A 24,967-nucleotide genomic window follows, 5' to 3' on the forward strand; every position below is an offset into this window, starting at 1 on the left:
GTGTCTCAGCCGCGCACGTGCAGCGCGCGGCTCTCGCGCAGCGCCGCGATCCGCTCCTCGCCGAGCCCGAGCAGGCTGCCCAGCAGCGCGGGGCCGTCGGCACCGAGCTCGGACACGCTGCCGCGCGCATGCGCCGCGGTGCGGGCGAAGCGGAAGGCGGGGTTGGGCACCTGGAACGCGCCGGCGCCGTCGTCGATGGTCTGGAAGGCCTGGCGCTCCACCAGCGGCGGCAGCTTCATCGCCTCGCGCACGGTGAAGTAGCGCGAACACGGCACGCCCGCGGCATTCATCTCGGCCTCGCACTGCGCGGCGCTGCGATCGGCGGCCCAGTCGTCGAGCAGCTGCATCAACGCGCCCCAGTGGTGCTCGCGCTCCTGGCTGGTCGCGAAGCGCGCGTCGGTGATCCATTCGGGATGGCCGGTGCCGCGCGCCAGCGCCTCGAAATTGTTCTGGCTCACGGGCGCGATCAGCAGGAAGCCGTCCTTCGCCTTGGTCGGGCGATAGAGCGGGCGGCGCCGCTCGGCCGGGAACTGCGCCTCCTGGCACTCGTAGACGAGCAGGCCCAGCATCGCGTCCATCAGCGCGAGGTCGATGTGGTCACCCTCGCCGGTGCGCGCGGCGCGGAACAGCGCGCTCTGGATCGCGCCGAAGGCCAGCGAGCCGCCGAGCACGTCGGCCACGAAGATGCCGTTCTTCAGCGGCCGCTCGACGTCGCCCTCCTGGTAGTCGAGGTTGGCCATGTCGTAGCCGCTGGCCGCGTGCAGCACCGGCGCGTAGGCGCTGCGGCCCGACCATGAACCCTCCTGCCCGAAGCCCGAGATCGAGCAGTACACCAGGCGCGGGTTCAGCGCCGAGAGCGTCGCGTAGTCGAGGCCCAGGCGCTGCATCACGCCGGGGCGGTAGTTCTCCACCAGCACGTCGCACTGGCCGACGAGCTCGCGCACCAGCGCGACCGCCTCGGGCTTCTTGAGATCGAGCGCGAGGCTCTTCTTGCCGGCGTTGAGCTGCGCGAAGTAGGTGCTGCGGCCCTGGCGACGCGGCGGCCGCAGCCGGATGTGGTCGCCCTCGGGCGGCTCCACCTTGATGACCTCGGCGCCGAGGTCGGCCATCAGCCGCGTGCAGTAGGGGCCCGACATCATCGCGGTGAAGTCGAGCACGCGCACGCCGTCGAGCACGCCGGGCTTCGCGGCGGCGGGGTTGGCGGTCGGCTCAGCCAAGGTTGCTCTCCGTCACGGCGAGACCGGCCAGGCGCGCGCCGCCGAGCGCGTCGAGGTAGCCGGCATGCGCCGCGGTGCCGCGCGCATAGCGCGCGAGGTAGGCCTCGAAGGCCGCGTCGTCGGCGCTCGCCTTCACGTACTCGCGCAGGTGGCGCTCGTCGGCGCGGTACAGCGTGGGCGAGGCGCTCGGATGGGCGCCATAGGGCGCTTCCACCACCGCGTCGACCATCACGCTCGGCAGCTTGGTCAGGTGGTTCGAGCGGCGGATGGTGTCGGACGACACGATGCGGTCCACCGAGACGATCACGTGGCGCGAGGCCTGCGCGAGCATCGCGTCGAAGAACGGCGTCGCGAGGTACTGCACGTTGCCGTACTCGTCGGCCTGCTGCGCATGGAGCAGGCACACGTCGGGCTTGATCGCGGCGGCGGCGAGCATCTTGCGTTCGCCGGGCTTCGAGGGCAGCGGCCAGTAGTGCTCGGGCGTGTGGCGCGGCAGGTCGGTGCCCAGGTCGGGGATCGCGGTCCAGGGCATGTCGCAGATGCCGGCGCGCAAGCCTCCGGCGATGCCGGGCCCGTCGAGCTCGTACACCTTCAGCGTGCCGGCCTCGGCGCGGCGGCGGAAGTGCGGCGCGAGGCCGAACTGCTCGAAGCTGATGAATACGCAGGCGGTGCTGCGCGCGCAGCCGGCGCCGATCAGCATGTCCGGCGCGATCGAGCCGGGCGCGGGCACCAGGTCGAGGTCGCGCGCGCCCTTGCGGATCAGCGCGCGCACCAGCGCCATCGGCTGGGCATTGAAGATCCAGCCGCCCAGGCCGACGCGCTGGCCGTCCTGGATGACCGACACGGCCTCGTCGAGAGTGGTCAGCTTGCTTTTGTTGGTGGGGCTCATGGCTCGTCTCTTCAGGGGAACTTGCGGCGCAGGGTGCCGCGCGTGTCGACGCGGGTGCGCAGCAGGCGCAGCTCCTCGGGCTCGGGCATGGGCGTGACGGGCGGCGTGCCCTCCACCACCAGCTCGAAGCCGGTGGCCTTGCGGATCTGCTCGAGCGTCACGCCCGGATGGATAGAGCGCACGCGCATGGCCTTGCTCACGGGCTCGAAGTCGAACACGCCCAGCGGCGACACCACCAGGCGAGGCCCGCCCGGCGGCAGGCCGGCCTCCTCGCGCGAATTGCCGCCTTCCATGTGGCCGGGTCCGCAGAGGAAGTCGACGCGCGGCACGAAGGCGCCCGGATCGTGGCGCGTGAGCGCGACGTAGAAGCGCTTGGCGAGCCCGCACAGCGCGCTGATGCCCACCGTGCCGGGGCCGCGCACCTTGGGCCGGGCCTGGTCGCCGACCACCACCGTGTTGATGTTGCCGAAGCGGTCGACCTGCAGCGCCGAGAGGATCGCGAAGTCGAAGAAATGGATCTTCCAGTCGATGAAATCGATCATGTTCGGCAGGTCCATCCAGGCCTCGGACGACTCGATGTTCTCCGAGTCGGCCGTGGACAGCAGGTGGTCGCGCACCGGGTTCACCATGCCGCCGGGCCCCGAGATCCACCACAGCCGCGGCGCCTGCATCTCGCGCGCGAGGTTGCAGGCGGCCAGCTGGATGTCGGAGTTGGTGCCGATGATGACCTTCTCGCCATCGGCGAAGTCGCGTGCCAGCAGCACGGCGAGCAGCTCGCCGGTCGACGGCTCGTCGTCAACCGGCATCGTTTGCTTGATATTTGGTTCAACCATTAATTGATCCTAGGAATCAACCATGGCACTGTCAAGCGGATTTCACCTGCCGGGCGCGCAAGAAGAAAGGACCGCGCGCCTTGCGGCGGGCGGTCCTTGGCGGATCGGGCGAGGGGCGGCGCCGCGCGCCGCGCGGGTTCAGCGCGTCGTCTTCGTGGCGCGGGTGGCTGACTTCGCGGCCGCCTTCACGGCCGGCTTTTCAGCCGGGGCCTTGGCCGCCGCCTTGCGCGGCGCCGGCGCGGCGGCCGGAGCCTCCTGCGCGGCGTCCTCCCCTACCTTCGACAGGTAGCTGCGCTGCAGCCGCTTGAGGCTGGACTCCATCTCCGCCGCGGCCGCGTCGGCGTCCTTGGCCGCGAGGTGCTTGAGGAAGCGGCGACGCGAAGGCAGCACGTAGGCGTTCTCCTCGTGGCCGATCTGGCCGATGAACTCGGCCAGCACGTTGAGCACGCCGTTCATCACGATCACCATGATCGGATTGCCGGTCATGCGCGCGAGGATGCGGTGGAACTCGAGGTTGGTCGCCGCGCGCGCGGGGAAGTCGTCGCGCCGCAGCGCTTCTTCGGCGGCGTCGATGTTGGCGGCCAGCGCCTCGAGGTCGGCGGGCGTGGCGCGCGCGCAGGCCTCGCGCACCAGGATCGACTCGAGCCAAATGCGCGCCTCGGTGAGCTGCGCCGGCTGGATCGCGCCCATGTGGTACATGTCCATCAGGCCGGTGGCGATGGCGTCGCCGCTGCGCCCGCTGATGAAGGCGCCGCCGCTGGCGCCCTTCTGCAGCCGGATCAGGCCCGCGTGCTCGAGCGAGCGCAGCGCCTCGCGCAGCGTGTTGCGCGACACGCCGAACTGCTCGGACAGCGCGCGCTCCGACGGCAGCCGCGTGCCGACCTTGAGCCGGCCCTGCGACAGCTCGCCGCGGATCTGCTGGGCGATCTCCTCGAAGGCACGCGCGGAACGAATGGGCTGGAACTTGGCGCTCCGTGCGTCGGCCGCGGGCGGCGACGGTTCTTTGGCGTCCATGGGGAATCCTCCGTTGGAAAAACTAAAAGTTGGACCTTTGAGCCAAATGATAAGGGGCGGCGTTGCGCAGGCCGCCGCAGGCCAAGCCCTCGCGGTGGTGCCTGTTGCCGGATCACATTAATGGTTCTACCATTCAATCTTTCCGAGATCCAGGAGAGACACGCCCATGCCCCCGACCACCCTTCCCGGCGACGAAGAGCGCGCCCTGCTGCGCGACTCGGTGCGCGGCTTCCTCGAGCGCCACTGGCCGCCCGCCACCGCCGTGCCATGGGCACGCGAACCCGCGCGCGTGCAGGCGCTGTGGCAGCAGCTCGCGGCGCAGGGCCTTGCCGCCTTGGGATCGGATCCCTCGGAGGGCGGCCTGCGCGAGATCGCGCTGGTCATGGAGGAACTGGGCCGCGCGGGTTGCACGCTGCCGCTGCACCACGGCACGCTGCTGAACCTCGCGGCGCCGCGCACGCCGCAGGGCGAGGAGCCTGCTCTGCTCGCGCTGCAACGCGCCGGCGAGGCGCGCGTGGTGCTGTGCTTCGGGGCCTTCGACGGCGACCGCGGCGCGGGCCAGGCGCGCATCGACGACGACGGCAAGCTCCATGGCGAACTCGCCTTCGTCGAGCATGCCGACAGCGCCACCCACCTCGCGGTGGTGGTGGACGGCCCCGCGCTCGCGCTGGCCGACCTGCGCGCGCCCGGCGTGCGCATCGAGGCCACGCCAGCGATGGGAACGCAGGGGCTGTTCCGCGTCGCGCTGGACGGGATCGCCGCCACCGTCCTCACACTGTCCGAGGAGCAGCTCGACGCGCTGCACGCGATGGCCCGCCTCGCGCTGTGCGCGCGCGCCACCGGCGCCGCCGAACGCGCCTTCGAGCTCGCCGTGGCGTACGCCGGCGAGCGCCGGCAGTTCGGCCGCCCGATCGGCAGCTTCCAGGCGATCCAGCACAAGCTCGCCGACGCCCATATCGCGTTGCTGGGCGCACGGCTCACGCAGGCCGGCGCCGCGCGCCAGCACGACCTCGGCGCCGACAACTGGCGCGTGTTCGCCGAGGCGGCCTGCGCGCTGGCCGCGACGACGCTGCGGCGGGTGTCGCTGGAGACGCAGCACACCTTCGGCGCCATCGGCTACAGCGAGGAGCACGAGGCGCCGCGCCATTTCAAGCAGGTGCACCTCGACGTGCTGCGCCACGGCGGTGGGCGCCGCGCGCGCGAGGCGCTGGCCGATCACTTCCTCGGCGAGACGCCGCGCATGCTGCCCGAATACGACCTGGGCCCGGCCGGCAACGCCTTTCGCGAGGAGGTGCGCGCCTGGTTGCAGACGCACTGGTCGGGCGAGCGCAAGGCCGCACACGAGGCGCTGGACTTCAAGGCGCGCGAGTACGACCGCGAGTTCGCGTGCGCGCTCGGCCGCACCGGCTGGATCGGGCTCTCCTGGCCGCAACGCTTCGGCGGCCAGGCGCGCGGCGCCTTCGAGCAACTGGCCTTCGTCGAGGAGATGGAACGCGCCGAGGCGCCGCGCGTGGGCGCGCCGGTGCAGGCCGCGATGCTGCAGGTGCACGGCAGCGCGGCGCAGCAGGCGCGCTACCTGCCCGAGATCCTGCGCGGCGAGGCGATCTACGGCATGGGCTACAGCGAGCCCGACGCGGGCTCCGACCTCGCGTCGATGCGCACCCGCGCGGTACGCGACGGCGACCACTACGTGATCGACGGCCAGAAGATCTGGACCACCACCTACTGGGGCGACTACATGCTGCTGGCCACGCGCACCGACCCCGAGGCGAGCCCGCCGCATGCCGGCCTGAGCCTGTTCATCGTGCCGATGGACACGCCCGGCATCACCATCCGCACCTCGACCACGATGTACGGCGGCAGCTTCGCCAATGTCTTCTACGACGGCGTGCGCGTGCCGGCCGAGGCGATGGTGGGCGAGCTCCATGGCGGCTGGAAGGTGCTGGTCGGGGCGCTGGCCACCGAGCGCGGCTTCATCGGCGGCGGCATCGTGATGAAGGTGGCGCATGCCTTCGAGCAGCTGTGCGAGCACCTGCGCGGCGCGACGGGTGCCGACGGCCGGCCGATGCGCCTCGATCCGCTGGTGCGCGAGCGCATCGCCGATCTCGCGGGGCAGATCGAGGCCGGGCGCCGCATGATGATGCACTGCGCCGAGCGCGTCGACGCGGGCGAGACGCCGCTGCACGACGCGGCCGCGAGCAAGGTCTATTCGGGCGAACTGATGGAGCGCTTCGGCGAGGTGGCGCTCGACCTGCTCGGCATGGAAGGCACGCTCGGCGAGGGCAGCCCCGGCGCGGTGCTGCGCGGGCGCATCGAGCAGAACCTGCGCCATGCGCTGATGTGGGTGATCAGCATCGGCACCAACGAGATCCAGCGCAGCCTGATCGCGCAGCGCGGGCTCGGCCTGCCGCGCTGAACGCGCCCCGGGCCGGCGCGGCTCAGCGCGCCGGCTTCTTGCGCTCCATCTCGAGCAGCAGCACGTTCAGGGCATTGAGGTGCTTGGCCAGCGCGGCGCCGGCCTTGTCCGCATCGCGCTCGCGCATCAGGCGCAGCACCTTGCGGCGCACCTGCACCACGTTGCTGTGCGGCGTCTGCAGCTGCGCGATCAGGCCGCGCAGGATTTCCGACAGGGCGTCGATCAGCATCACGATCACCTCGTTGTGGGTGGCGCGGCCGATCAGGCGGTAGAACTCCGTGATCTGGCCGCTGTCGCGCACCGGCCGGCCCTGCTTCACCAGCTCGGCGAAGCGCTCGATGTCGGCCTCGATGGCGGCGAAGTCCTCCTCGGTCGCGCGCTCGCAGGCCAGCCGGATCGCCAGCCCGCACAGCAGGATGCGGGCCTCGGTCAGGTCCGACACCGGCACCTGCTTGAGCGCCACCATGTCGCGCACCGCCTGCGTGATGCCCTCGGGATGCGACTGCTTGATGTAGAAGCCGCCGTTGATGCCGGTCACGGCCTCGACCATGCCGGCCATCTCGAGGCTGCGCAGCGCCTCGCGCACGCCGCTGCGGCTCACGCCGAACTGCTCGGACAGCTCGCGCTCGCTGGGCAGGCGGTCGCCGGCGCTCAGCACGCCCTCCACCACCTGCTGGCGGATCTGGTCGCAAATCGCCTCGAAGGCGCGGCGCATGCGCACGGGCGCGAAGACTGGTGCGGATTCCGACATGGCTCCTTTCCTCCTCTGGATCACGAACGTCGATGGCTGGATGCCGAGCCGATAGTGTGCCTGTGCCTGTGCCTGCCCTGGCACAGGCTCCAATTGACCATCATCCCTGGTTTCGCTATGGTTCAACCAATTACATCACAAACCATCCGACCAGGAGACAAGCCTCATGACCCACTCCCGCCGCCACGCGCTGGCCACCGGCCTCGGCCTGCTGGGCGCCACGGCGCTGCCCGCCTTTCCCCTGGCCGTGCGCGCCGCGCCGGGCTATCCCGACAACGTCATCAAGTTCATCATTCCCACGCCGGCCGGCGGCGGGCACGACACGATGATGCGGGTCATCGGCCAGAAGCTCACCGAGTCCTGGGGCCAGCCCTGCATCGTCGAGTCGAGGGCCGGCGCGAGCGGCGCGATCGCGGCCTCCGCGGTGGCGCGCGCCACGCCCGACGGCTACACGCTCGGCGTCAGCTACAGCGCGCTGATCAGCAACCTCGTGCTGCAGCCCGCGCAGCAGCCCTACAAGCTCGCCGACCTCGCGCCCATCGGCATGCTGGCGCTCACGCCCATCGCCATCGGCGTGCGCGAGTCGCTCAACGTCAGGACGCTCGACCAGCTGGTGGCGCTCGCCAAGTCCAGGCCCGGCAAGGTCTCGTACGGCTCCTACGGCCCCGGCTCGGGCGGCAACTTCGTGGGCGAGCTGCTGAACATGGCCGCGGGCATCGACACCGTGCATGTGCCCTACAAGGGCGAGGCGCCGGCGCTGCAGGACCTGATCGGCGGCCAGATCGACACCGCCGTGGTGTCGCTGGGCGGGGTCTCGCGCTACCCGGGCAAGATCCGCGCGCTCGCGGTCGCGAGCCCGACGCGCTTTCCGCTCTATCCCGACGTGCCCACCTTCGCCGAGGCCGGCTTCCCCGACGTGAACATGCCGGGCTTCGGCGCGCTGTTCGCGCCGGCCTCCACGCCCAAGGCCATCATCGACAAGCTCGATGCCGAGATGGCGCGCATCGTGAAGCTGCCCGACGTGGCGCCCAAGCTGCTCGAGCTGGGTTTCGAGCCCGCCGGCTGGGGCCCGCAGAAGCTGTCGAGCTTCCTGGCCGAGCAGCTCGCGCTGACGCAGAAGCTGGTCGCGACCGGGCGCATCAAGGTCTGAGCGGGCGCCGCATGCGGCACAGTGGGGCTACCCTATAGTGCGCGCATGACCTTGCCCAGCGACGAACCAGTCGACTACGCATCCTTCATCGAAGCGCTCAAGAAACGTGTCGCGGCGGCTCGCCAGTCCGCGGCCCGCGCGGTCAATCACGGCCTGATCGCCTTGTACTGGGACATCGGCGAAGCCATCCTCCACAAGCAGCAGGCGCAAGCCTGGGGCGAGGCCGTGGTGGAACGCATCGCCCGGGACTTGCGCGCGGCCTTCCCCGGCACCCAAGGCTTCTCGGCGCGCAATGTCTGGGACATGCGGCGCATGGTCGAGGCCTACAGCGAGCCCGGATTTCTGCGACAGCTTGTCGCAGAAAGTTCCAAGAGCAAGAACTCGGGGCGCAATACCCACCGACTCAGCGCCGCACGAAAAGCCATGCTGTTCGGCGGCAACGACTCTCTGCGACAGCTCGTCGCAGAAATCCCCTGGGGTCATCACCTGCAGATTCTGGGCAAGACCGCCGACCCGGCACAGCGCCTGTACTACCTGCGCGCCAGCGCCGCGCTGGGCTGGAGCCGCAACATTCTGCTCAACCAGATCAAGGCCGGCGCCTGGGAACGCTCGCGCGCGGAGGGCAAGAGCCACAATTTCCCGCGGGTGCTGCCGCCCGCCATGGCCGAGCAGGCCGAGGAGGTCCTCAAGAGCAGCTACAGCCTCGAGTTCCTGGGCATCCGCCAGGCGGTGAAGGAACGCGAGCTGGAAACCCGGCTCCTCGACAGGCTGCGCGACTTCATCCTCGAACTGGGCTACGGCTTCTGCTTCATCGGCCGCCAGCACCGCCTCGTGCTGGGACGCAAGGAATACTTCATCGACCTGCTCTTCTACCACCGCTTCCTCAAGGCCCTGGTCGCCGTGGAACTGAAGGTCGGCTCCTTCGAACCCGAGTACGCGGGCAAGATGGACTTCTATCTCAACCTGCTCAACGACAGCGAGCGCGCGCCCGGCGACGCTCCGTCGATCGGCATCATCCTGTGCGCCGAAAAGGACAACCTGGAGGTCGAGTTCGCCTTGCGCAGCAAGACCAATCCTATCGGCGTGGCGGAGTACCAGTTGCAGGCCGCCCTGCCGGCGGAATTGCGCGGCAAGCTGCCTTCGGTGCGCCAGCTCCAGCAGGTGGTGCGCGGTGCGCTGCCGCCTCCGGTCGCGACACAGAAGCGACGCGGCAAAGACTGAGCGGCGCCGCCGGTTCGCTACGAGGTCACTCCTCGACCCAGCGCGCGGCGTCGCCGACGGCCGCGCGCGAGGTGCGGAAACCGTTGGCCGGGCGCGCCGCCAGCGGGCCGGCGCGTGCATCTATATGATTTGCCTCGCCCGCCGCCGATCGCCCCGCGCTTGAATCCCAGCAATCCCACCGCCCCGAACGCAGCCTCGCTCTGGAGTCCACTCGCCCAGCCCGCCTTCCGGGGGCTGTGGGGCGCCGGCAGCCTGTTCTTCGTCGGCAATGCGATGCAGAACATGGCGGCCTCGTGGCTGATGATCGAGCTCACGGCCTCGTCCTTCCTCTCGGCGCTGGTCCAGACCGCCTCCTTCCTGCCGATGTTCCTGCTGTCGCTGCCCGCTGGCGTGCTGGCCGACACCATCGACCGCCGACGGCTGATGCTGCGCATCCAGGGCGTCTACGGGCTCGCCGCGCTGACGCTCACGCTGCTCGCGCTGGCCGGCTGGATCGGCCCGGGCGGGCTGCTGTTCTTCACCTTCCTGCTGGGCGTTTGCACGGCGCTGCAGTCGCCCTCGTGGAACTCCGCCGTCAGCGACACGGTGGCGCGCACCGAACTGCCGCTGGCCATCACGCTGGTGTCGATGACCTTCAACGGCGCGCGCGCCGTCGGCCCCGGACTCGCGGGCGTGCTGTTCGCGCTGACCGGCGGCGCCGCCGTGTTCGCGGTCGCGCTGCTGACCGCCTTCGGCATGAGCTGGGCCACACGGCGCTGGCCGCCGCGGCCGCCCTCGCCCGGGCGCCTGCCGGCCGAGCGGCTGTGGGGCGGCATGCTCAGCGCGCTGCGCTATGCGCGCCATTCGCCCGCGATCTTCGCGCAGCTGGTGCGCACGGCCGGCTTCAGCGGGCTCGGCTCGGCCCTGTGGGCCCTGCTGCCGGTGATCGCGCAGCAGCGCCTCGGACTGGGCGCGGCGGGCTACGGCCTGCTGATGGCCTGCCTCGGCACGGGCGCCGTCGCCGCCGGCTTCTTCGTCGGGCGCATGCGCTCGCGCTTCTCGCTCGATGCGCTGGCCGCCGGCTGCTGCCTCGTGTTCTCGGGCGCGATGCTGGTGGGCGCGCTCTCGACCTGGCGGCCGCTCGTGTGCGCCAGCTTCGTGCTCGGCGGCGCGGCCTGGATGACGATGATGTCGACCTTCAACGCCGCGACCCAGACCAGCGCGCCGGCCTGGGTGCGCGCACGCGCCGCGTCGATGCACACGCTGTGCTCGCTCGGTGCCTTCGCGCTCGGCTCCGCGCTCTGGGGGGCGATGTCATCGCTGATCGGGCTGAGCGCGGCGCTGTGCCTGTCGGCCGCGGGCATGCTCGCGAGCATCGCGCTGGCACGGCCGTATCCGCTGCGCATGGGCGCGGACGACGAGGTCACGCTGGCGCCGCTGCACGAGGAGTTCTCGGTGCAGCACGAGCCCGAGTTCGAGGCCGGGCCGGTCGCCGTCGAGGTGGTCTACCGCATCCGCGATGCCGACGCGCGGCGCTTCCTCGATGCGGTGCAGCAGCTCGCGGTGCCGCGCAAGCGCGACGGCGCCACCTTCTGGCGCGTCTACCGCGACCTCGACGACCCGAGCCGCTACGTCGAGCGCTTCATCGTCACCTCGTGGGCCGACTACCTGCGCCAGCGCGCGCGGGCCACCGTCGCGCGCCACGAGCTGGAGGCGCTCGCGCGCAGCTTCCAGGTGCCGGAAGAGCCGGTGCTCACGCGCCACTACCTGGCCGAACGCAGCCCCTGAGCGCGGGCGGCCGGATCAGTCCTCCACCCAGCGCGCGGCATCGCCGACGGCAGCGCGCGAGGTGCGGAAACCATTGGCCGGGTGCGCCGTGTCCTCGTAGCCGAAGGAGATCCCGCAGACCACCTGGCGGTCTTCCGGGATGTCGAACCAGCGGTGCAGGAATTTCGCGCGCGAGGCCAGCGCGGCCTGCGCGATGCTCGCCACGCCGCGGCTGCGCGCGGCCAGCATGAAGTTCGACACGTAGGCGCCGCAGTCCAGCGCGCCATAGGCGCCAAGCGCGGCATCGGTGTGGATCAGCGCCACGTGCGGCGCACCGAAGAACGAGAAGTTCAGCAGCCCCTGGCGCGCCGAGGCCTCGCGGTCGCCATGGGCGATGCCCACGCTGTCGTAGAGCTGGAAGCCGCATTCGCGGCGGCGCTCGCGATAGACACCGCGGTATTCGGCGGGCGGCGCGATCTCGAAACCCTGGTCGACCAGCGCCTCGGGCGTGGCCATCGCCGCGCGCAGGCGCTCGGTGGCGGCCGCGCCGGTCACGATCACCTGCCAGGGCTGCGAGTTGCACCACGAGGCCGTGCGCTGGGCGGCGCGCAGGATCGCGTCGATGACCTCGCGCGGCACCGGGTCGGCGAGGTAGCCGCGGCAGCTGTAGCGCGCGTCGAGCACGGTGTCGAGGGCCGCGGCGAGATCCGGCGCGGGAACGGGCGGGGAAGTGGTCATGGCTCTGGCAACGGGATGAAGACGAGGGAGCCTAACCGTGCCGGCGCGCTCGCGCTGGCGACGCGGCGAAAGACATGCGCGACGGCGGCCACCTCGCTCGCCTCGACCATCTATGGTTGATCCATTCACAAGGTTATTGAGACAAAAGCTTTGCATCGCGCGGGCTCGAATTTAGCATTGGTCCTACCAATCTGGTCATCCAAGGTGGTCCACCACGCCGGATGGCCCTGCCCCACAAGGAACACCGCAGCCATGCTCTCGCAAGAAGACAACGAAACCCTCGTGCGCGTCGGCGCCGGCACGCCCATGGGCGAGCTGATGCGCCTCTACTGGATCCCCTTCCTGCCCAGCCGCGACCTCGAGACCGACGGCCAGCCGCAGCGCGTGCGCCTGCTCGGCGAGGAGCTGATCGCGTTCCGCGACAGCGAGGGCCGCGTCGGCCTGATCGACCACGCCTGCCCGCACCGCGGCGCGCCGCTGGTGTTCGGCCGCAACGAGGACTGCGGCGTGCGCTGCATCTACCACGGCTGGAAGTTCGGCGTTGACGGCCGCGTGCAGGACACGCCGGCCGAGCCCGCGCAGAGCCGGCTCAAGGACACGGTCACGATCAAGAACTACCCCTGCCGCGAGCGCAACGGCATCGTCTGGACCTACATGGGGCCCGACCGAGAGAACCCGCCGCCGCTGCCGAACCTCGAGTGGAACCTGGTGCCCGAGGAGAACGTGTACGTGAGCTTCCGCGTGCAGGAATGCAACTGGCTGCAGGCCGTGGAGGGCGAGATCGACTCGGCCCACGCGCCGATCCTGCACGGGCGCATCGACCAGCAGGGCGCGATCAGCGACTGGACCGCGAAGAAGGACCTGCGTCCCACCTTCGAATGCAAGCGCCAGGACTTCGGCATGAGCGTGGCCTCCAAGCGCGTGCTCGACGAGAACACCCACTACTGGCGCGTCAACCAGTTCCTGCTGCCCTTCTACACGCTGGTGCCGCCGCAGTCGAACTACCCCGAGCTCAGCGGCCACGCCTGGGTGCCGCTGGACGACCACCACACGCTGTGCATCATGTTCTCGTACACGCCGGCGCAGAAGTTCTACGAGAAGACGCGCAAGCTGTTCGACAACGGCCACGGCGGCCGCGAGACCGGCCACCCGAGCGTCAACGCCTATGCGCCGCGGCCCGCCACCGAGCCCTTCGCGAAGTACTGGACCAAGTTCAATCTGCAGAGCGCCTTCCTCTTCAACTACGACGCGCAGACCAAGACCTGGTTCTCGGGCCTGCCCGGCCTGTGGGTGCAGGACGCGGCCTGCCAGTCGGGCGTGGCGCCGATCTACGACCGCTCGAAGGAGCACCTGGGCATGAGCGACACCGGCATCGCGATGACGCGGCGCCTGCTGCTCGAGACGGTGCGCAACCTCTCGGTGCGCCAGCAGCGCCCGCCGCGCATCGAGGACCCCGACCTGCCGATGGTGCGCGCGGTGTCGCTCACGCTGCCGGCCGGCGAGGCCTGGAGCGAATCGGGCCGCGAGCTGATGACCGCGCGCCTGGGCGCCGACTTCGGCTACACGCCATGAGCCTGGGCAACCCCGCGCCGCTGGACCTGTGCCTGCGCCAGATCCGGCTGGAGGCACGCGGCATCGCGTCGTACGAGTTCGTGTCGGCCGATGGCCGGCCGCTGCCGCCGTTCACGGCCGGCGCGCACATCGACCTGCACCTGCCGCGCGAGATGATCCGAAGCTATTCGCTGCTCAACGCGCCCTCGGATGCCGCGCGCTACGTGGTGGCGGTGCAGCGCGACGCGCAGGGCCGCGGCGGCTCGGCCTGGATGCATGCGCAGCCGCGCGTGGGCGACCGCATCCGCGCCAGCCTGCCCGGCAACGACTTCGCGCTGGACGAAGAGGCCGCGCACTCGGTCTTCATCGCCGGCGGCATCGGCATCACGCCGATCCTGTCGATGCTGCACCGGCTCGAGGAACTGGGCCGGCGCTGGCAGTTGCACTACGCGGGCCGCTCGCCCGAGGAGACCGCCTTCGCCGACACGCTGCGCGCCATGCAGGGCGGACGCGGTCGCGGCGAGGTCGAGTTCTGCTTCGGCTCCTCGCGCGCCGAGCGGCTGGACATCGCGGCCATCGTGCGCAACGCACCCGCCGGCGCGCACCTGTACTGCTGCGGCCCGGCGCGCATGATCGATGCCTTCGTCGAGGCCTGCGCCGGCCGGCCCGCGCACACGGTGCACTTCGAGCGCTTCGCCGCCGGCAGCGCGGCCGCCACCGAGGGCGGCTACGAGGTGGTGCTCGAGCGCAGCGGCCAGCGCCTCGCGGTGGCGCCGGGCAAGACCATCCTCGACACGCTGCTCGACAACGCGATCGACGTGCCCTATGCCTGCAGCGCGGGCGTGTGCGGCACCTGCCGCACGCGCGTGATCGCGGGCGAACCCGACCATCGCGACGACTACCTGGATGCGCAGGAGAAGCAGTCGAACGAGGCGATCATGATCTGCTGCTCGGGCTCGCGCTCGAAGACGCTGGTCCTGGACCTCTGAGGCAAGGGAGCAGTCCATGACGACCCGGCTCGAGACCACGGTTGAACCGCAGGAGGCCAGTGCTTCCAACGCGGCGGGCGCGGGCAACGGCGCCATCGCCGGCATCCTCGCCTACCTGCGCGACCGGCGGCTGCAACCGGGCGACCGGCTGCCCTCCGAGCGCGACCTCGCCGAGCGCCTCGGCGTCGGCCGCAACGCGGTGCGCGAGGCGCTGGCCACGCTGGTCACGCTGCGCATCGTCGAATCGCGGCCCAACTCGGGCATCTACCTGCGGCACGTCGAGCGCGAAGGCAGCTTCGAAGCGCTGGTGATGCTCACCGACATGGGCGCCGTGCCCACGCCGGTGGAAGTGGCAGAGACGATGGAGGTGCGCGGCCACCTCGAGGTGCTGGCCGCGGGCCTGGCCTGCCAGCGCCGCACCGAGGCTGACCTGGCGCGCATGGAAGCCGTGCTGCAGCGCACCGAGCAGGTGCTGGCCGAGGGCGGCAACATCGCCGCGGCCGACACCGAGTTCCACGTCGCGCTGGTCGATGCCACCCACAACTCGGTGCTGGTGCGCGTGCTGCATGCCTTCTACCGCTTCACCGGCCGGCGCCGCGAGGCGATGTTCGCCGACACGGTGCAGGGCCGCGCCTCGCTGCTCGACCACCGCCGCCTGCTCGGCCACATCCGCGCGCGCGACGCGGCCAAGGCGCAGCTGCTGATCCTGCGCCACATGGACCGCGCGCGCAGCTACTGGTCGAGCGTGCTCGGCGCCACGGATTGACACGACACCCACGAACCCAAGGAGCCCCCCGATGACGACCACTTCCCTCCACCGCCGCGCGCTGCTGGGCGCCGCCTGCGCCGCGCTCGCGCTCGGCGCCCTGCCCGCCTGGGCACAGGGCGGCTACCCGAACAAGCCGATCCGCATGATCGTGCCCTATGCGGCCGGCGGCAGCACCGACCAGCTCGCGCGCGCCATCCAGCAGTCGATGAGCGAGACGCTGGGCCAGACGGTGATCGTCGAGAACAAGCCCGGCGCGGGCGGCACCATCGGCACCGACTACGTGGCCAAGGCCGCGCCCGACGGCTACACGCTGGTGTTCGGCAACACCGGCCCGAACGCGGTGGTCTCGCTGATGCGCAAGGTGCCCTACGACGAACTCAAGGACCTGCGCCCGATCTCCACCGTGGCGATCACGCCGATGATCCTGGCCGTGCCCGCCGACAGCCCGGCGAAGACGCTGAAGGACTTCCTCGCCTATGCGAAGAAGAACGGCAACGCGCTCAACGTCGGCTCGGTCGGCAACGGCTCGCTGTCGCACCTGACGGCCGAGTACTTCAACGAGGCCGCGGGCCTGCGCCTGCAGCACATCCCCTACAACGGCGGCGCGCCGATGATGACCGCCTTCGCCGGCGGCCAGCTGCAGGCCGCCTTCGTGACCGGCCTGGACGGCGCCACGCTGGTGAGCTCGGGCCGGGTGCGCTACCTGGCCGTGGGCACGCCCAAGGCCACCGAGACCGTGCCGGGCTTGCAGGCCATCGCCGACGAGGTGCCGGGCTTCCGCAGCTCGGCCTGGTTCGGCGTGCTCGCGCCGAAGGACACGCCCGACGAGATCGTCACGAAGCTGCACGACGCGATCGTGACCGCAGTGGCGCGACCCGAGGTGCGCAAGATGTTCTCGGCGCGCAACGTCGAGGCGCGCAGCAGCACGCCTCAGGAGCTCGAGAAGCTGATCCGCGACGAGATGGGCCAGTGGGGCCCGGTCGTGCGCAAGGCCAACATCCAGATGTGAGAACCGCCTCCATGCTTGAAAAACTGGAATCCGATTTCCCCGAGCACCAGCCGCGCCCCGCGGGCGCGCCGCAGGCGCTGGCCGGCATCAAGGTGGTGGACTTCACCCACTTCATCGCCGGCCCCTTCGCCACCATGATCCTGGCCGACATGGGCGCCGACGTGATCAAGATCGAGGCGCCCGGGCGCGGCGACGACTTCCGCCAATACCCGCCGGTGCATCCCGAGCTCGCGCAGGGCGCGCCCTTCCTCTGGTCGAACCGCAACAAGCGCAGCGTGGCGCTGGACCTGAAGACGGCCGAGGGCCTCGAGGTGGCGCGCGCCCTGATCGCGAGCGCCGACGTCGTGGTCGAGAACTTCTCCACCGGCGTGATGGAGCGCTTCGGACTCGATTACGAGAGCTGCCGCAAGGCCAACCCCGAACTCGTCTACTGCTCGGTGTCGGCCTACGGCCGCGAGGGCGCCTTCGCCGACCGCCTGGGCTTCGACCCGATCGCGCAGGCCGAGAGCGGCTTCGTTTCGATGAACGGCTATGCCGACCGCCAGGGCGTGCGCGCGCTGTCGCCGGTGATGGACATCAGCACCGCGATGATGGCGGCCAACGCGATCCTCGGCGCGCTGGTGGCGCGCGAGCGCACGGGCCGCGGGCAGGCGGTGGAGGTGGCGCTGTTCGACAACGCGGTGCTGATGACCGGCTATGCGACGCTGCAGCACGTGTTCAGCGGCGCCGAGCCGCAGCGCCACGGCAACACCAGCCCCGACACCTGCCCCTCGGGCGTGTTCGAGGCCCAGGACGGCTCGTTCTACATCAACTGCGGCAACAACAAGATCTTCCAGCGCCTGATGACGCAGGTGCTCGAACGGCCCGACGTGGCCGCCGACCCGGCCTACGCCAGCGGCCGCGAGCGCTCGCAGCGGCGCGAGGTGCTGTTCGCGCTGCTCGGCGAGGCCTTCGCGAAGCAGCCCTGGTCGCATTGGCAGTCGCGCATGCGCGCGGCCGGCGTGCCCTGCGGCCAGGTGCGCTCGGTCGGCGAGGCCATCCGCTCGCCCGAGGCGCGCGAACGCCGGCTGGTGACGCGCATCCCGCATCCGCAGGTGGGCTGGGTGCCGAACATGGCGCTGCCGATCCGCTACTCGCGCACGCCGATCGCCGACCCCGTGGCCGCGCCCACCGTCGGCCAGCACACGCAGGAGGTGCTGCGCGAAGCGCTGGGCTACGACGAAGAACGCTTCGCGGCGCTCGCGCGCGCCGGCGCCTTCGGCCCACCCGCCGAGCGGCACGAACCCGCCGGCACGCCGGCATGACCACCCGCACGCTGCGCGGCCGGGTCGCCGTGGTCGGCATCGGCGAGACGACCTACTACCGCCACGGCCAGTCGCCCGACGCGGAGTTCAAGCTCGCGCTCAAGGCCATCCTCGCCGCCTGCGCCGACGCGGGCCTCGATCCGCGCGAGATCGACGGCTTCGCCTCGTACAGCGACGACCGCAGCGAGGCCTCGCGGCTGGCGGCCGCGCTGGGCATCCACCGCCTGCGCTCGGCCACCATGCAGTGGGGCGGCGGTGGCGGCGGCTGCGCGGCGGCGGTGGCCAACGGCGCGGCCGCCATCGCGGCCGGCCTGGCCGACTGCGTGGTCGTGTTCCGCGCGCTCGCGCAGGGCCAGCACGGGCGCTTCGGCCAGGTCGGCGGCATCGACACCATCTCCGGCGAGAAGGCCTACCTCATGCCCCATGGCGTGCTCTCGCCGCCGCAGCGCTTCGCGATGCGCGTGCGGCGCTTCATGCACGAACACGGCGTGCGGCAGGAGGCGCTGCGCGCCATCGCGCTCGCCTCCTACCACCATGCGCAGGCCAATCCGCGCGCCGTGATGCACGGCAAGCCGCTCGACGCCGCGAAGTACGACGCCTCGCGCTGGATCGCCGAGCCCTTCCACCTCTACGACTGCTGCATGGAGAACGACGGTGCCGCCGCCATCGTACTGGTGGCGGCAGAGCGCGCGAAGGATTTCGCGCACAAGCCCGCCTACCTGCTCGGCGCGGCCTCGGGCTCGGGCTTTCGCGCCGGCGCCCATCCGCACAACGCACCGCGCTATGCGAGCGCGGGCTTCGACACCGTGGCGCCCGACCTCTACGCCATGGCCGGCATCGCACCGGCCGACGTCGGCGTGGTGCAGAGCTACGAGAACTTCACCGGCGGCGTGGCGATGGCACTGGCCGAGCATGGCTTCTTCGAACCCGGCGAGGCCAACGACTTCCTCACGCTCGAGAACCTCGTCGCCCCCACGGGCCGGCTGCCGCTCAACACCAGCGGCGGCAACCTCGCCGAGTGCTACATGCACGGCTTCGAGCTGGTGCTCGAGGCGGTGCGCCAGGTGCGCGGCAGCTCGACCAGCCAGGCGGCGCGCAGCGACGTGGCGCTGGTGATCGGCGGCCCCATGGTCACGCCCGCGAGCGACCTGCTGCTGGCATCGGAGAACGTGCTGTGAACGACACGAACGACGCGAACGACGAGAAGCGCTACCTGCCCGCGGGCCTGCCGATCCCCGTGTCGGAGCCCGACGGATTGTCGCAACCCTACTGGCAAGGCCTGCGCGAAGGCGTGCTGCGCGTGCAGCGCTGCGCGCACTGCGGCACCTGGCAGTTCGGCCCCGAGTGGATCTGCCACGGCTGCCATGCCTTCGATCCCGCCTGGGTGGAAGTCGCTCCGCGCGGCCGCATCTTCAGCTGGGAGCGCGTGTGGCATCCCGCGCATGCGGCGCTCAAGGACCATGGCGCCTACCTCGTGGTGCTGGTCGAACTGCCCGGTGCCGGCAACGTGCGCATGGTCGGCAACCTGCTCGGCGATCCGATGCAGGCGGTGGAGATCGGCGCCGAGGTCGAGGGCGTGTTCGAACACCATCCGGATGCGCAGCCGCCGTACGCGCTGCTGCAGTGGCGGCGTGCCTGAGTCCGCGCGCACCGAAGGCCTGGAAGCCGACACCTGCGACCTGCTCGTGATCGGCGCCGGCGCGGGCGGCATGAGTGCCGCGCTCTCGGCCGCGCTCATGGGCCTCGACGTGGTGCTGTGCGAGGCCGACGAGCAGGTCGGCGGCACCACCGCCACCTCGGCCGGCACGCTGTGGGTGCCGGGCAATGCGCAGGGCGCTGCCGCGGGCTTTGCCGACTCGGCCGCCGAGGCCGCGCGCTATCTCGACGCGATCCTCGGCGAGGACGATCCGCGCGGGCTGCGCGCCGCCTATCTCGCGAGCGCCCCCGAGGCGATCGCTTTCCTCGAGGCTCGTTCGGAACTGCGCTTCGCCTCGGCCGGCCGCCATCCCGACTATCTCGCGCTGCCCGGCGCTGCCGTGGCGGGACGCGCGCTCTCGCCGCTGCCCTTCGACGGCCGGCGGCTGGGCCGCGACTTCGAACGCATCCGTGCGCCGATGCCCGAGTTCATGGTGCTCGGCGGCATGATGGCCAACAAGGCCGACGTGCAGGCCCTGGCCTACCGCTGGCGCAGCGTCGCGAACTTCCGCCATGCCGCGCGGCTGGTGCTGCGCCATGCGCGCGACCGGCTCGCGCATGCGCGCGGCACGCGCCTGGTGCTGGGCAATGCGCTCGTCGCGCGGCTGTACTCCAGCCTGCGGCAGGCCGGCGTGACGGTGCGCTTCGGCATGCGGCTGCAGCGGCTCGAGCTCTCGGCGGGTCGCGTCACGGGCGGCGTGTTCGACCACGAGGGATCGACGCGGCGCATCGAGAGCCGCCTCGGCGTGGTGCTCGCCACCGGCGGTGTCGGCCATCATGCGGCGTTGCGGGCCCAGCTCGCGCCGGCCGGCGTGTCGCCGCGCACGTTGCGGCCGCAGTCCTTCGAAGGCAACCGCGGCGAGGGCCTCGATGCCGCGCTGCGCGCCGGCGCGCGGCTCGAACGCCATCGGGGCGACTTCTTCTGGCAGCCCGTCTCGCTGGCACCGCGCGCCGATGGCGAACCCGGGCTCTTTCCGCACCTGTACCTCGACCGCGCCAAGCCCGGGCTGATCGCGGTCGATGCCGACGGGCGCCGCTTCGTCGACGAGAGCGCCTCGTACCACCACTTCGTCGAGGCCCTGCTCGCGCGCATGCGCCCCGGTGCATCGACGCCGCCGGCCTGGCTGGTCTGCGACGCGGCCTTCGTGCGCGCCTACGGCCTCGGCACGATCCCGCCCGGCACGCGCGCGAGCGCGCTGCGGCGGCACGAGGCATCGGGCTATCTCGTGCTCGCGCACGACATCGACGCACTGGCCGCGCGGCTGGGCATCGATGCGCGCACGCTGGCAGCCACCGTCGCGCGCCACAACCGCCATGCCGAAGCCGGCGAGGACCCGGACTTCGGCAAGGGCAGCACCGAGCTCGGCCGCTTCAACGGCGATGCGGCGCATGCACCGAACCCCTGCCTCGGCCCGATCGCGCAGCCGCCGTTCTCCGCGCTGGCGGTCTGGCCCGGCGAAGCCGCATCGAGCGCGGGTCTGGCCACCGATGCCGACGGCGCCGTGCTCGACACGGACGGGCAACCCATCGCGGGCCTCTACGCCTGCGGCAACGACATGGCCTCGATCATGCGCGGCGCCTATCCGGGCCCGGGCATCACGCTCGGGCCCGCGATCGTGTTCGGCTGGCGCATCGCGCGGCATGCGGCACGACAGAACCCCCACACACTTTCCTCCCCACGATGAATCCCACCTCCACTCCCCACGAGGCCAGCGGCCCGCTCGCCGGCCTGCGCGTCCTCGAGTTCGCCGGCCTCGGGCCCGCGCCCTTCGCCTGCATGCTGCTGTCGGACATGGGCGCCGACGTGATCACCATCGACCGCCCCGCGCGCCGCCTCGGCGACCGCAGCGACATCACGGGCCGCGGCCGCACCGTGGTGCTGGCCGACCTCAAGGACCCGGGCTCGCGCGAGGAGGTGCTGGGCCTGCTGGCGCGCGCCGACGTGCTGGTCGAGGGCTTCCGGCCCGGCGTGATGGAGCGCCTGGGCCTGGGCCCCGACGAGGCGCTGCGGCGCAATCCACGGCTGGTCTACGGCCGCATGACCGGCTGGGGACAGCACGGCCCGCTCGCCCAAGCCGCGGGCCACGACATCAACTACATCGCGCTGACCGGCGCGCTGCATGCCATCGGCCCGGCCGGCGGCGCGCCGGTGCCGCCGCTGAACCTCGTGGGCGACTACGGCGGCGGCAGCCTCTACCTCGTCGTCGGCATCCTGGCCGCGCTGCTCGAGAGCCGGCGCTCAGGGCAAGGCCAGGTGGTCGACGCGGCCATCGTCGACGGCGTGAACTCGCTGATGAGCCTGTTCGCCACCAGCGCGATGCGGGGCACCTTCCGCGAGGAACGCGGCACCAATGCGCTCGACGGCGGCGCGCCCTACTACGGCAGCTACGCCACCGGCGATGGTCGCCATGTCTGCATCGGGCCGATCGAGCCGCAGTTCTTCGCCGAGCTGTGCGAGCGCCTGGGCGTCGACCCCGCGCTGCGCGATGCGCAGCACGACCGCGCGCGCTGGCCCGCCCTGCGCGCCGAGTTCGAGCGCTTGTTCCGCACCCGCGGCCGCGACGAGTGGACCGCTCTGTTCGACGGCAGCGATGCCTGCGTCGCGCCCGTGCTCGCGCTGAGCGAAGCGCCCGCGCATCCGCACCACGGCGCGCGCGAGTCCTTCGTCGATGTGGAAGGCGTGCGGCAGCCGGCACCGGCGCCGCGTTTCTCGCGCACGCCGTCGCGGGTGCAGGGGCCGGCGGCGCGCGAGGCGACGCCGGCTGCGCGGGTTCTCGCGCGCTGGGACTGAGCGGGCCGTCGGCGCATCAGCCCTCGCCGAGCCAGGCGAGCAGGTCCGCCACCGGATCGATCACCTGCCGCATGCCGGCATCGCGCAGCCCCGCGGCAAGCGCCAGACCGACCACGCCGACCACGAAGACCGGCTGCCGCCCGCCGAAGCTCTTGCAGCGCTCGCGCAGCGCATCCAGCGCGATCTCAGGCTGCGCGGCGATGACGGCCGGCGCGAGATCGACCACCTGCCAGCCGTCGATCACGCACGCATGACCCGTCGCCTCGAAGGCGGCCTCATAGAGCGCCGTCATTCCGCGGTCGAAGGTCACGATGTCGAGCCGGTGCCCGAGCTCCCGGCGCCGCGCCAGCACGCTGCGCGTGAAACCATGGGCCGCATCGCCGAAGCGCCCGCGCACGATCTCGTAGCCCGTGTCGACCGACGACATCGCCACCACCCGGTCGAAGCCCTCGCTCAGGACCGGCAGCGCGCACGCCAGCGCCGCCTCGGCCCGCGCGTTGTCGGCGGCGGAGCCGATGATCCGTGGCGCCGCCTCGACCTCGGCGGCAGCCCAGCATCCGGACGGCCAGCCGCCACGCGCGATGTGGCGCCGCAGCGTGGCCGTGATCTCGCGGCTCGAGTTCGGATTGAGGAACAGCGTCCTCGCCGTCATGGCGTGGCCGGAAAGCGGTGCCGCCAGAACTGCGCGATGTCGCGCCGCCGGCAGAACCAGACATCGGGGAATTCGGAGGCCGCGAGCAGGAACTCGCGCAGCGCCTCCGCGCGCCCGGGCCGCCCGGCCAGGCGCAGGTGCAGGCCGATCGACATCATCGACGCCTGCCGGCGTCCTTCGCGCCGCAGGCAGGCGAGCGTGCGCCGCAGGTGGTCGGTGAAGTCGTCGGGCGTGTCGAAGCCCGGCGCCGAGGCAAAGCGCATGTCGTTGCAGTCGAAGCTGTAGGGCAGCACCAGATGCGGCTTGTCGCCGACCCGCGTCCAGTACGGCAGGTCGTCGTTGTAGGCATCCGAGTCGTACTGCAGTCCCTGCTCGACGGCGAGCGCGCGTGTGCGCGGGCTGACGCGGCCGGTGTACCAGCCGACCGGGCGTTCGCCGCACAGGCGCTCGAGCACGTCCAGCGAACGAACCATGTGTGCGCGCTCGGTCGTTTCGGGCACCTCGTCGTAGTCGATCCATCGCGCGCCGTGCGAGACCACCTCGTGCCCGGCCTCGACGATCGATCGCGCGGCCTCGGGATGCTTCTCGAGCGCGCCCGACACCGCGAAGTAGGTGGCCGGCACCCGGCATTCGGCGAGCAGGTCGAGGATGCGCCAATGGCCGGCCCGGCTGCCGTATTCGTAGTGCGACTCCACCACCAGGTTGCGTCGCCCGGCGCGCGCCGTCGCGCCCGACACGTCGCTGTTGAGCACCTCCGAAAAGGTATCGCCCTCGAGCACGCAGTTCTCCGCGCCCTCCTCGTAGTTGACGACCACGCTGAGCGCGACGCGTCGCCCGCCCGGCCATTCGAAGTCGGGACGCGCGCGCCCGTAGCCGATGAAGTCACGCACCGCCTCGCTCATCGCTGCACCTTCGCCTTCGCCACGCAGACCCCGATCAGCAGCAGGCCGAGGGTGCAGTAGATCGAGATCGACAGCGGGCTGTCGAAGCGGTCGAGCAGCCAGACGCAGATGCTGGGCGCGAGCGCGCCGCCGAACACGCCCGCGAGCTGGAAGCCCAGCGATGCGCCCGTGCACCGCACCCTGGACTCGAACATGTCGGGGATGAAGGCCGCGAGCGGCGCCCACAGCGAGGCCTGGCAGACCATGCCGATCGCCGAGGCGAGCACCACCAGCGAGGGATTGCGCGTCTCCAGCAGCGGAAAGTACGCGAACGACCAGACGATCGAGGCCGCCACGCCGAGCAGCAGCATCGGCTTGCGGCCGAAGCGGTCGGACAGCGCGCCGAACAGCGGGATCGCGACCACGCCGACCGCCGCGCCCCACAGCACGGCGTTCAAGGCCACCTGCCGCGGCAGGCCGAGCCGGTTCGGCACGTAGATCAACAGCAGCAGCGAGAACACATACCAGATGACGCCCTCGCCGGCGCGCACCCCGATCGCCAGCAGCACCTGGCGCCAGTGCTTGCGCAGTGTCTCGGCCAGCGGCGCCTCGGCCTTGTGGTCGCTCTTCTCGAGGCTCTTGAAGACCGGGGATTCCTCGATCGTGCGACGGATGAAGTAGCCGATGCCCACGAGCAGGATGCTCGCGAGGAAGGGCACGCGCCAGCCCCAGTCCATGAACTGCGCGTCGGTGGTGACCGTGTTCATGAAGCCGAACATCGCATTGGCGATCAGCACGCCGATCGGGCTCGCGACCTGCACCAGGCTGCCGTAGAAGCCGCGGCGGCGCCCACTGGCATCGAACTCGTTGACCATCAGCGCCGCCCCGCCCCATTCGCCGCCCAGCGCGAGCCCTTGGGCGAAGCGCAGCACCGCCAGCAGCAGCGGCGCGAGCAGCCCGACGTGCTCGTAGGTCGGCAGCAGCCCGATCAGGAAGGTCGACAGGCCCATGACCAGCAAGGTCGAGACCAGCACGAAGCGCCGCCCGAGCTTGTCGCCCAGCGAGCCGAAGATCGCGGCCCCCACCGGCCGCGCGACGAAGGCGATGCCGTACGACAGCAGCGACAGGATGGTCGCGACGAAGGGATCGGTCTGCGGGAAGAACAGCTTCGGAAACACCAGCGCCGCCGCCGTGCCGAAGACGAAGTGGTCGTAGAACTCCAGCGTGGTGCCGACCAGGCTCGCGGCGGCGACACGCCGCGGACTGGTCGAGGATGCGGGCCGGTCTTCGGCGCGCGGGGCGGTGTTCGCCGTGGCGGATGTCGTCATGGGGATGCTCCTGATCGATGGAC

Annotated in this window: 22 protein-coding genes; 13 read left to right on the top strand and 9 right to left on the bottom strand. The window is 71.4% G+C overall.

The window, feature by feature from the left end:
* Window positions 1-5: 5 nt before the first annotated feature.
* The 4 genes from AC07RM_RS01890 to AC07RM_RS01905 form a co-directional block, all read right to left on the bottom strand.
* Window positions 6-1,217 (bottom strand): CaiB/BaiF CoA transferase family protein, encoded by a 1,212-nt coding sequence (locus tag AC07RM_RS01890; protein ID WP_495332544.1) that lies wholly within the window; start codon window positions 1,215-1,217, stop codon window positions 6-8.
* The gene (locus AC07RM_RS01895; RefSeq protein ID WP_495332546.1) at window positions 1,210-2,106 is read right to left on the bottom strand and encodes a CoA transferase subunit A; all 897 of its coding nucleotides are present in this window, start codon (window positions 2,104-2,106) and stop codon (window positions 1,210-1,212) included. The genes AC07RM_RS01890 and AC07RM_RS01895 overlap by 8 nt, the downstream gene beginning before the upstream one ends.
* A gap of 11 nt (window positions 2,107-2,117) precedes the next feature.
* Window positions 2,118-2,912, bottom strand: a complete 795-nt coding sequence (locus AC07RM_RS01900) for a CoA-transferase subunit beta (protein WP_495332548.1) — start codon at window positions 2,910-2,912, stop codon at window positions 2,118-2,120.
* Between the two features lie 165 nt (window positions 2,913-3,077).
* Entirely contained in the window at window positions 3,078-3,953 is an 876-nt protein-coding gene (locus AC07RM_RS01905) for a FadR/GntR family transcriptional regulator (protein ID WP_495332550.1), read from the bottom strand.
* A gap of 166 nt (window positions 3,954-4,119) precedes the next feature.
* Between AC07RM_RS01905 and AC07RM_RS01910 the strand changes: the two genes are divergently transcribed.
* Window positions 4,120-6,369, top strand: a complete 2,250-nt coding sequence (locus AC07RM_RS01910) for an acyl-CoA dehydrogenase family protein (protein WP_495332552.1) — start codon at window positions 4,120-4,122, stop codon at window positions 6,367-6,369.
* Window positions 6,370-6,391: 22 nt separating this feature from the next.
* Here the strand turns inward: AC07RM_RS01910 and AC07RM_RS01915 are convergent, their stop codons facing one another.
* Window positions 6,392-7,120, bottom strand: a complete 729-nt coding sequence (locus AC07RM_RS01915) for a FadR/GntR family transcriptional regulator (RefSeq protein WP_208508782.1) — start codon at window positions 7,118-7,120, stop codon at window positions 6,392-6,394.
* 166 nt (window positions 7,121-7,286) lie between these two features.
* Here AC07RM_RS01915 and AC07RM_RS01920 point away from each other — a divergent pair, with 166 nt between their 5' ends.
* The 3 genes from AC07RM_RS01920 to AC07RM_RS01930 all read left to right on the top strand — a co-directional run bounded on the left by AC07RM_RS01920 (window position 7,287) and on the right by AC07RM_RS01930 (window position 11,258).
* A complete protein-coding gene (locus AC07RM_RS01920) occupies window positions 7,287-8,270 on the top strand; it encodes a Bug family tripartite tricarboxylate transporter substrate binding protein (RefSeq protein ID WP_495332553.1) in 984 nt (327 codons plus the stop codon).
* A gap of 45 nt (window positions 8,271-8,315) precedes the next feature.
* On the top strand, window positions 8,316-9,491 hold the full coding sequence (locus AC07RM_RS01925; protein WP_495332555.1) for a PDDEXK nuclease domain-containing protein: 1,176 nt from the start codon (window positions 8,316-8,318) through the stop codon (window positions 9,489-9,491).
* Between the two features lie 159 nt (window positions 9,492-9,650).
* Window positions 9,651-11,258: an MFS transporter gene (locus tag AC07RM_RS01930; RefSeq protein ID WP_495332557.1), complete on the top strand. Its 1,608-nt coding sequence runs from the start codon at window positions 9,651-9,653 to the stop codon at window positions 11,256-11,258.
* 15 nt (window positions 11,259-11,273) lie between these two features.
* On the opposite strand, the gene AC07RM_RS01935 is transcribed toward AC07RM_RS01930, so the two are convergent.
* Entirely contained in the window at window positions 11,274-11,975 is a 702-nt protein-coding gene (locus AC07RM_RS01935) for a nitroreductase (protein WP_495332559.1), read from the bottom strand.
* 252 nt (window positions 11,976-12,227) lie between these two features.
* Between AC07RM_RS01935 and AC07RM_RS01940 the strand changes: the two genes are divergently transcribed.
* From AC07RM_RS01940 to AC07RM_RS01980, 9 genes are read left to right on the top strand one after another with little or no spacing between them, the layout of a single operon-like run.
* Window positions 12,228-13,547 carry a Rieske 2Fe-2S domain-containing protein gene (locus AC07RM_RS01940; protein ID WP_495332561.1) on the top strand — a complete coding sequence of 440 codons (1,320 nt, stop codon included), beginning with the start codon at window positions 12,228-12,230 and terminating at the stop codon, window positions 13,545-13,547.
* Window positions 13,544-14,515 (top strand): PDR/VanB family oxidoreductase, encoded by a 972-nt coding sequence (locus tag AC07RM_RS01945; protein ID WP_495332563.1) that lies wholly within the window; start codon window positions 13,544-13,546, stop codon window positions 14,513-14,515. Before AC07RM_RS01940 ends, AC07RM_RS01945 begins: the two co-directional genes overlap by 4 nt.
* A 16-nt stretch (window positions 14,516-14,531) precedes the next feature.
* On the top strand, window positions 14,532-15,281 hold the full coding sequence (locus AC07RM_RS01950; protein WP_495332565.1) for a FadR/GntR family transcriptional regulator: 750 nt from the start codon (window positions 14,532-14,534) through the stop codon (window positions 15,279-15,281).
* 31 nt (window positions 15,282-15,312) lie between these two features.
* Complete coding sequence (locus AC07RM_RS01955) at window positions 15,313-16,293, top strand: Bug family tripartite tricarboxylate transporter substrate binding protein (RefSeq protein ID WP_093349360.1); 981 nt, start codon at window positions 15,313-15,315, stop codon at window positions 16,291-16,293.
* Between the two features lie 11 nt (window positions 16,294-16,304).
* Window positions 16,305-17,597: a CaiB/BaiF CoA transferase family protein gene (locus AC07RM_RS01960; protein WP_495332568.1), complete on the top strand. Its 1,293-nt coding sequence runs from the start codon at window positions 16,305-16,307 to the stop codon at window positions 17,595-17,597.
* Window positions 17,594-18,775, top strand: coding sequence for a thiolase C-terminal domain-containing protein (locus AC07RM_RS01965; RefSeq protein WP_495332570.1), 1,182 nt, complete (start codon window positions 17,594-17,596; stop codon window positions 18,773-18,775). The genes AC07RM_RS01960 and AC07RM_RS01965 overlap by 4 nt, the downstream gene beginning before the upstream one ends.
* Entirely contained in the window at window positions 18,772-19,236 is a 465-nt protein-coding gene (locus AC07RM_RS01970; RefSeq protein ID WP_495332572.1) for a Zn-ribbon domain-containing OB-fold protein, read from the top strand. Before AC07RM_RS01965 ends, AC07RM_RS01970 begins: the two co-directional genes overlap by 4 nt.
* A complete protein-coding gene (locus AC07RM_RS01975) occupies window positions 19,229-20,977 on the top strand; it encodes an FAD-dependent oxidoreductase (RefSeq protein ID WP_495332574.1) in 1,749 nt (582 codons plus the stop codon). Before AC07RM_RS01970 ends, AC07RM_RS01975 begins: the two co-directional genes overlap by 8 nt.
* Entirely contained in the window at window positions 20,974-22,083 is a 1,110-nt protein-coding gene (locus AC07RM_RS01980) for a CaiB/BaiF CoA transferase family protein (protein ID WP_495332576.1), read from the top strand. Before AC07RM_RS01975 ends, AC07RM_RS01980 begins: the two co-directional genes overlap by 4 nt.
* A gap of 16 nt (window positions 22,084-22,099) precedes the next feature.
* On the opposite strand, the gene AC07RM_RS01985 is transcribed toward AC07RM_RS01980, so the two are convergent.
* Genes AC07RM_RS01985 through AC07RM_RS01995 form a run of 3 tightly spaced genes read right to left on the bottom strand, consistent with a single transcriptional unit; the run spans window position 22,100 to window position 24,944 of the window.
* Window positions 22,100-22,735, bottom strand: a complete 636-nt coding sequence (locus tag AC07RM_RS01985; protein ID WP_495332577.1) for an aspartate/glutamate racemase family protein — start codon at window positions 22,733-22,735, stop codon at window positions 22,100-22,102.
* Window positions 22,732-23,637, bottom strand: a complete 906-nt coding sequence (locus AC07RM_RS01990; RefSeq protein WP_495332579.1) for a polysaccharide deacetylase family protein — start codon at window positions 23,635-23,637, stop codon at window positions 22,732-22,734. Before AC07RM_RS01990 ends, AC07RM_RS01985 begins: the two co-directional genes overlap by 4 nt.
* The gene (locus AC07RM_RS01995; protein ID WP_495332581.1) at window positions 23,634-24,944 is read right to left on the bottom strand and encodes an MFS transporter; all 1,311 of its coding nucleotides are present in this window, start codon (window positions 24,942-24,944) and stop codon (window positions 23,634-23,636) included. The genes AC07RM_RS01990 and AC07RM_RS01995 overlap by 4 nt, the downstream gene beginning before the upstream one ends.
* Between the last annotated feature and the right edge of the window lie 23 nt (window positions 24,945-24,967).

Source organism: Variovorax sp. GW821-FHT09B05 (genome assembly GCF_059418265.1).

What these genes read in the sequence shown, in the direction of transcription:
- AC07RM_RS01895 (WP_495332546.1), bottom strand. Translation starts at nt 2,106, where the DNA reads ATGAGCCCCACCAACAAAAGCAAGCTGACCACTCTCGACGAGGCCGTG.
- AC07RM_RS01900 (WP_495332548.1), bottom strand. Translation starts at nt 2,912, where the DNA reads ATGCCGGTTGACGACGAGCCGTCGACCGGCGAGCTGCTCGCCGTGCTG.
- AC07RM_RS01905 (WP_495332550.1), bottom strand. Translation starts at nt 3,953, where the DNA reads ATGGACGCCAAAGAACCGTCGCCGCCCGCGGCCGACGCACGGAGCGCC.
- AC07RM_RS01910 (WP_495332552.1), top strand. Translation starts at nt 4,120, where the DNA reads ATGCCCCCGACCACCCTTCCCGGCGACGAAGAGCGCGCCCTGCTGCGC.
- AC07RM_RS01915 (WP_208508782.1), bottom strand. Translation starts at nt 7,120, where the DNA reads ATGTCGGAATCCGCACCAGTCTTCGCGCCCGTGCGCATGCGCCGCGCC.
- AC07RM_RS01920 (WP_495332553.1), top strand. Translation starts at nt 7,287, where the DNA reads ATGACCCACTCCCGCCGCCACGCGCTGGCCACCGGCCTCGGCCTGCTG.
- AC07RM_RS01925 (WP_495332555.1), top strand. Translation starts at nt 8,316, where the DNA reads ATGACCTTGCCCAGCGACGAACCAGTCGACTACGCATCCTTCATCGAA.
- AC07RM_RS01935 (WP_495332559.1), bottom strand. Translation starts at nt 11,975, where the DNA reads ATGACCACTTCCCCGCCCGTTCCCGCGCCGGATCTCGCCGCGGCCCTC.
- AC07RM_RS01940 (WP_495332561.1), top strand. Translation starts at nt 12,228, where the DNA reads ATGCTCTCGCAAGAAGACAACGAAACCCTCGTGCGCGTCGGCGCCGGC.
- AC07RM_RS01945 (WP_495332563.1), top strand. Translation starts at nt 13,544, where the DNA reads ATGAGCCTGGGCAACCCCGCGCCGCTGGACCTGTGCCTGCGCCAGATC.
- AC07RM_RS01950 (WP_495332565.1), top strand. Translation starts at nt 14,532, where the DNA reads ATGACGACCCGGCTCGAGACCACGGTTGAACCGCAGGAGGCCAGTGCT.
- AC07RM_RS01955 (WP_093349360.1), top strand. Translation starts at nt 15,313, where the DNA reads ATGACGACCACTTCCCTCCACCGCCGCGCGCTGCTGGGCGCCGCCTGC.
- AC07RM_RS01960 (WP_495332568.1), top strand. Translation starts at nt 16,305, where the DNA reads ATGCTTGAAAAACTGGAATCCGATTTCCCCGAGCACCAGCCGCGCCCC.
- AC07RM_RS01965 (WP_495332570.1), top strand. Translation starts at nt 17,594, where the DNA reads ATGACCACCCGCACGCTGCGCGGCCGGGTCGCCGTGGTCGGCATCGGC.
- AC07RM_RS01980 (WP_495332576.1), top strand. Translation starts at nt 20,974, where the DNA reads ATGAATCCCACCTCCACTCCCCACGAGGCCAGCGGCCCGCTCGCCGGC.
- AC07RM_RS01985 (WP_495332577.1), bottom strand. Translation starts at nt 22,735, where the DNA reads ATGACGGCGAGGACGCTGTTCCTCAATCCGAACTCGAGCCGCGAGATC.
- AC07RM_RS01990 (WP_495332579.1), bottom strand. Translation starts at nt 23,637, where the DNA reads ATGAGCGAGGCGGTGCGTGACTTCATCGGCTACGGGCGCGCGCGTCCC.
- AC07RM_RS01995 (WP_495332581.1), bottom strand. Translation starts at nt 24,944, where the DNA reads ATGACGACATCCGCCACGGCGAACACCGCCCCGCGCGCCGAAGACCGG.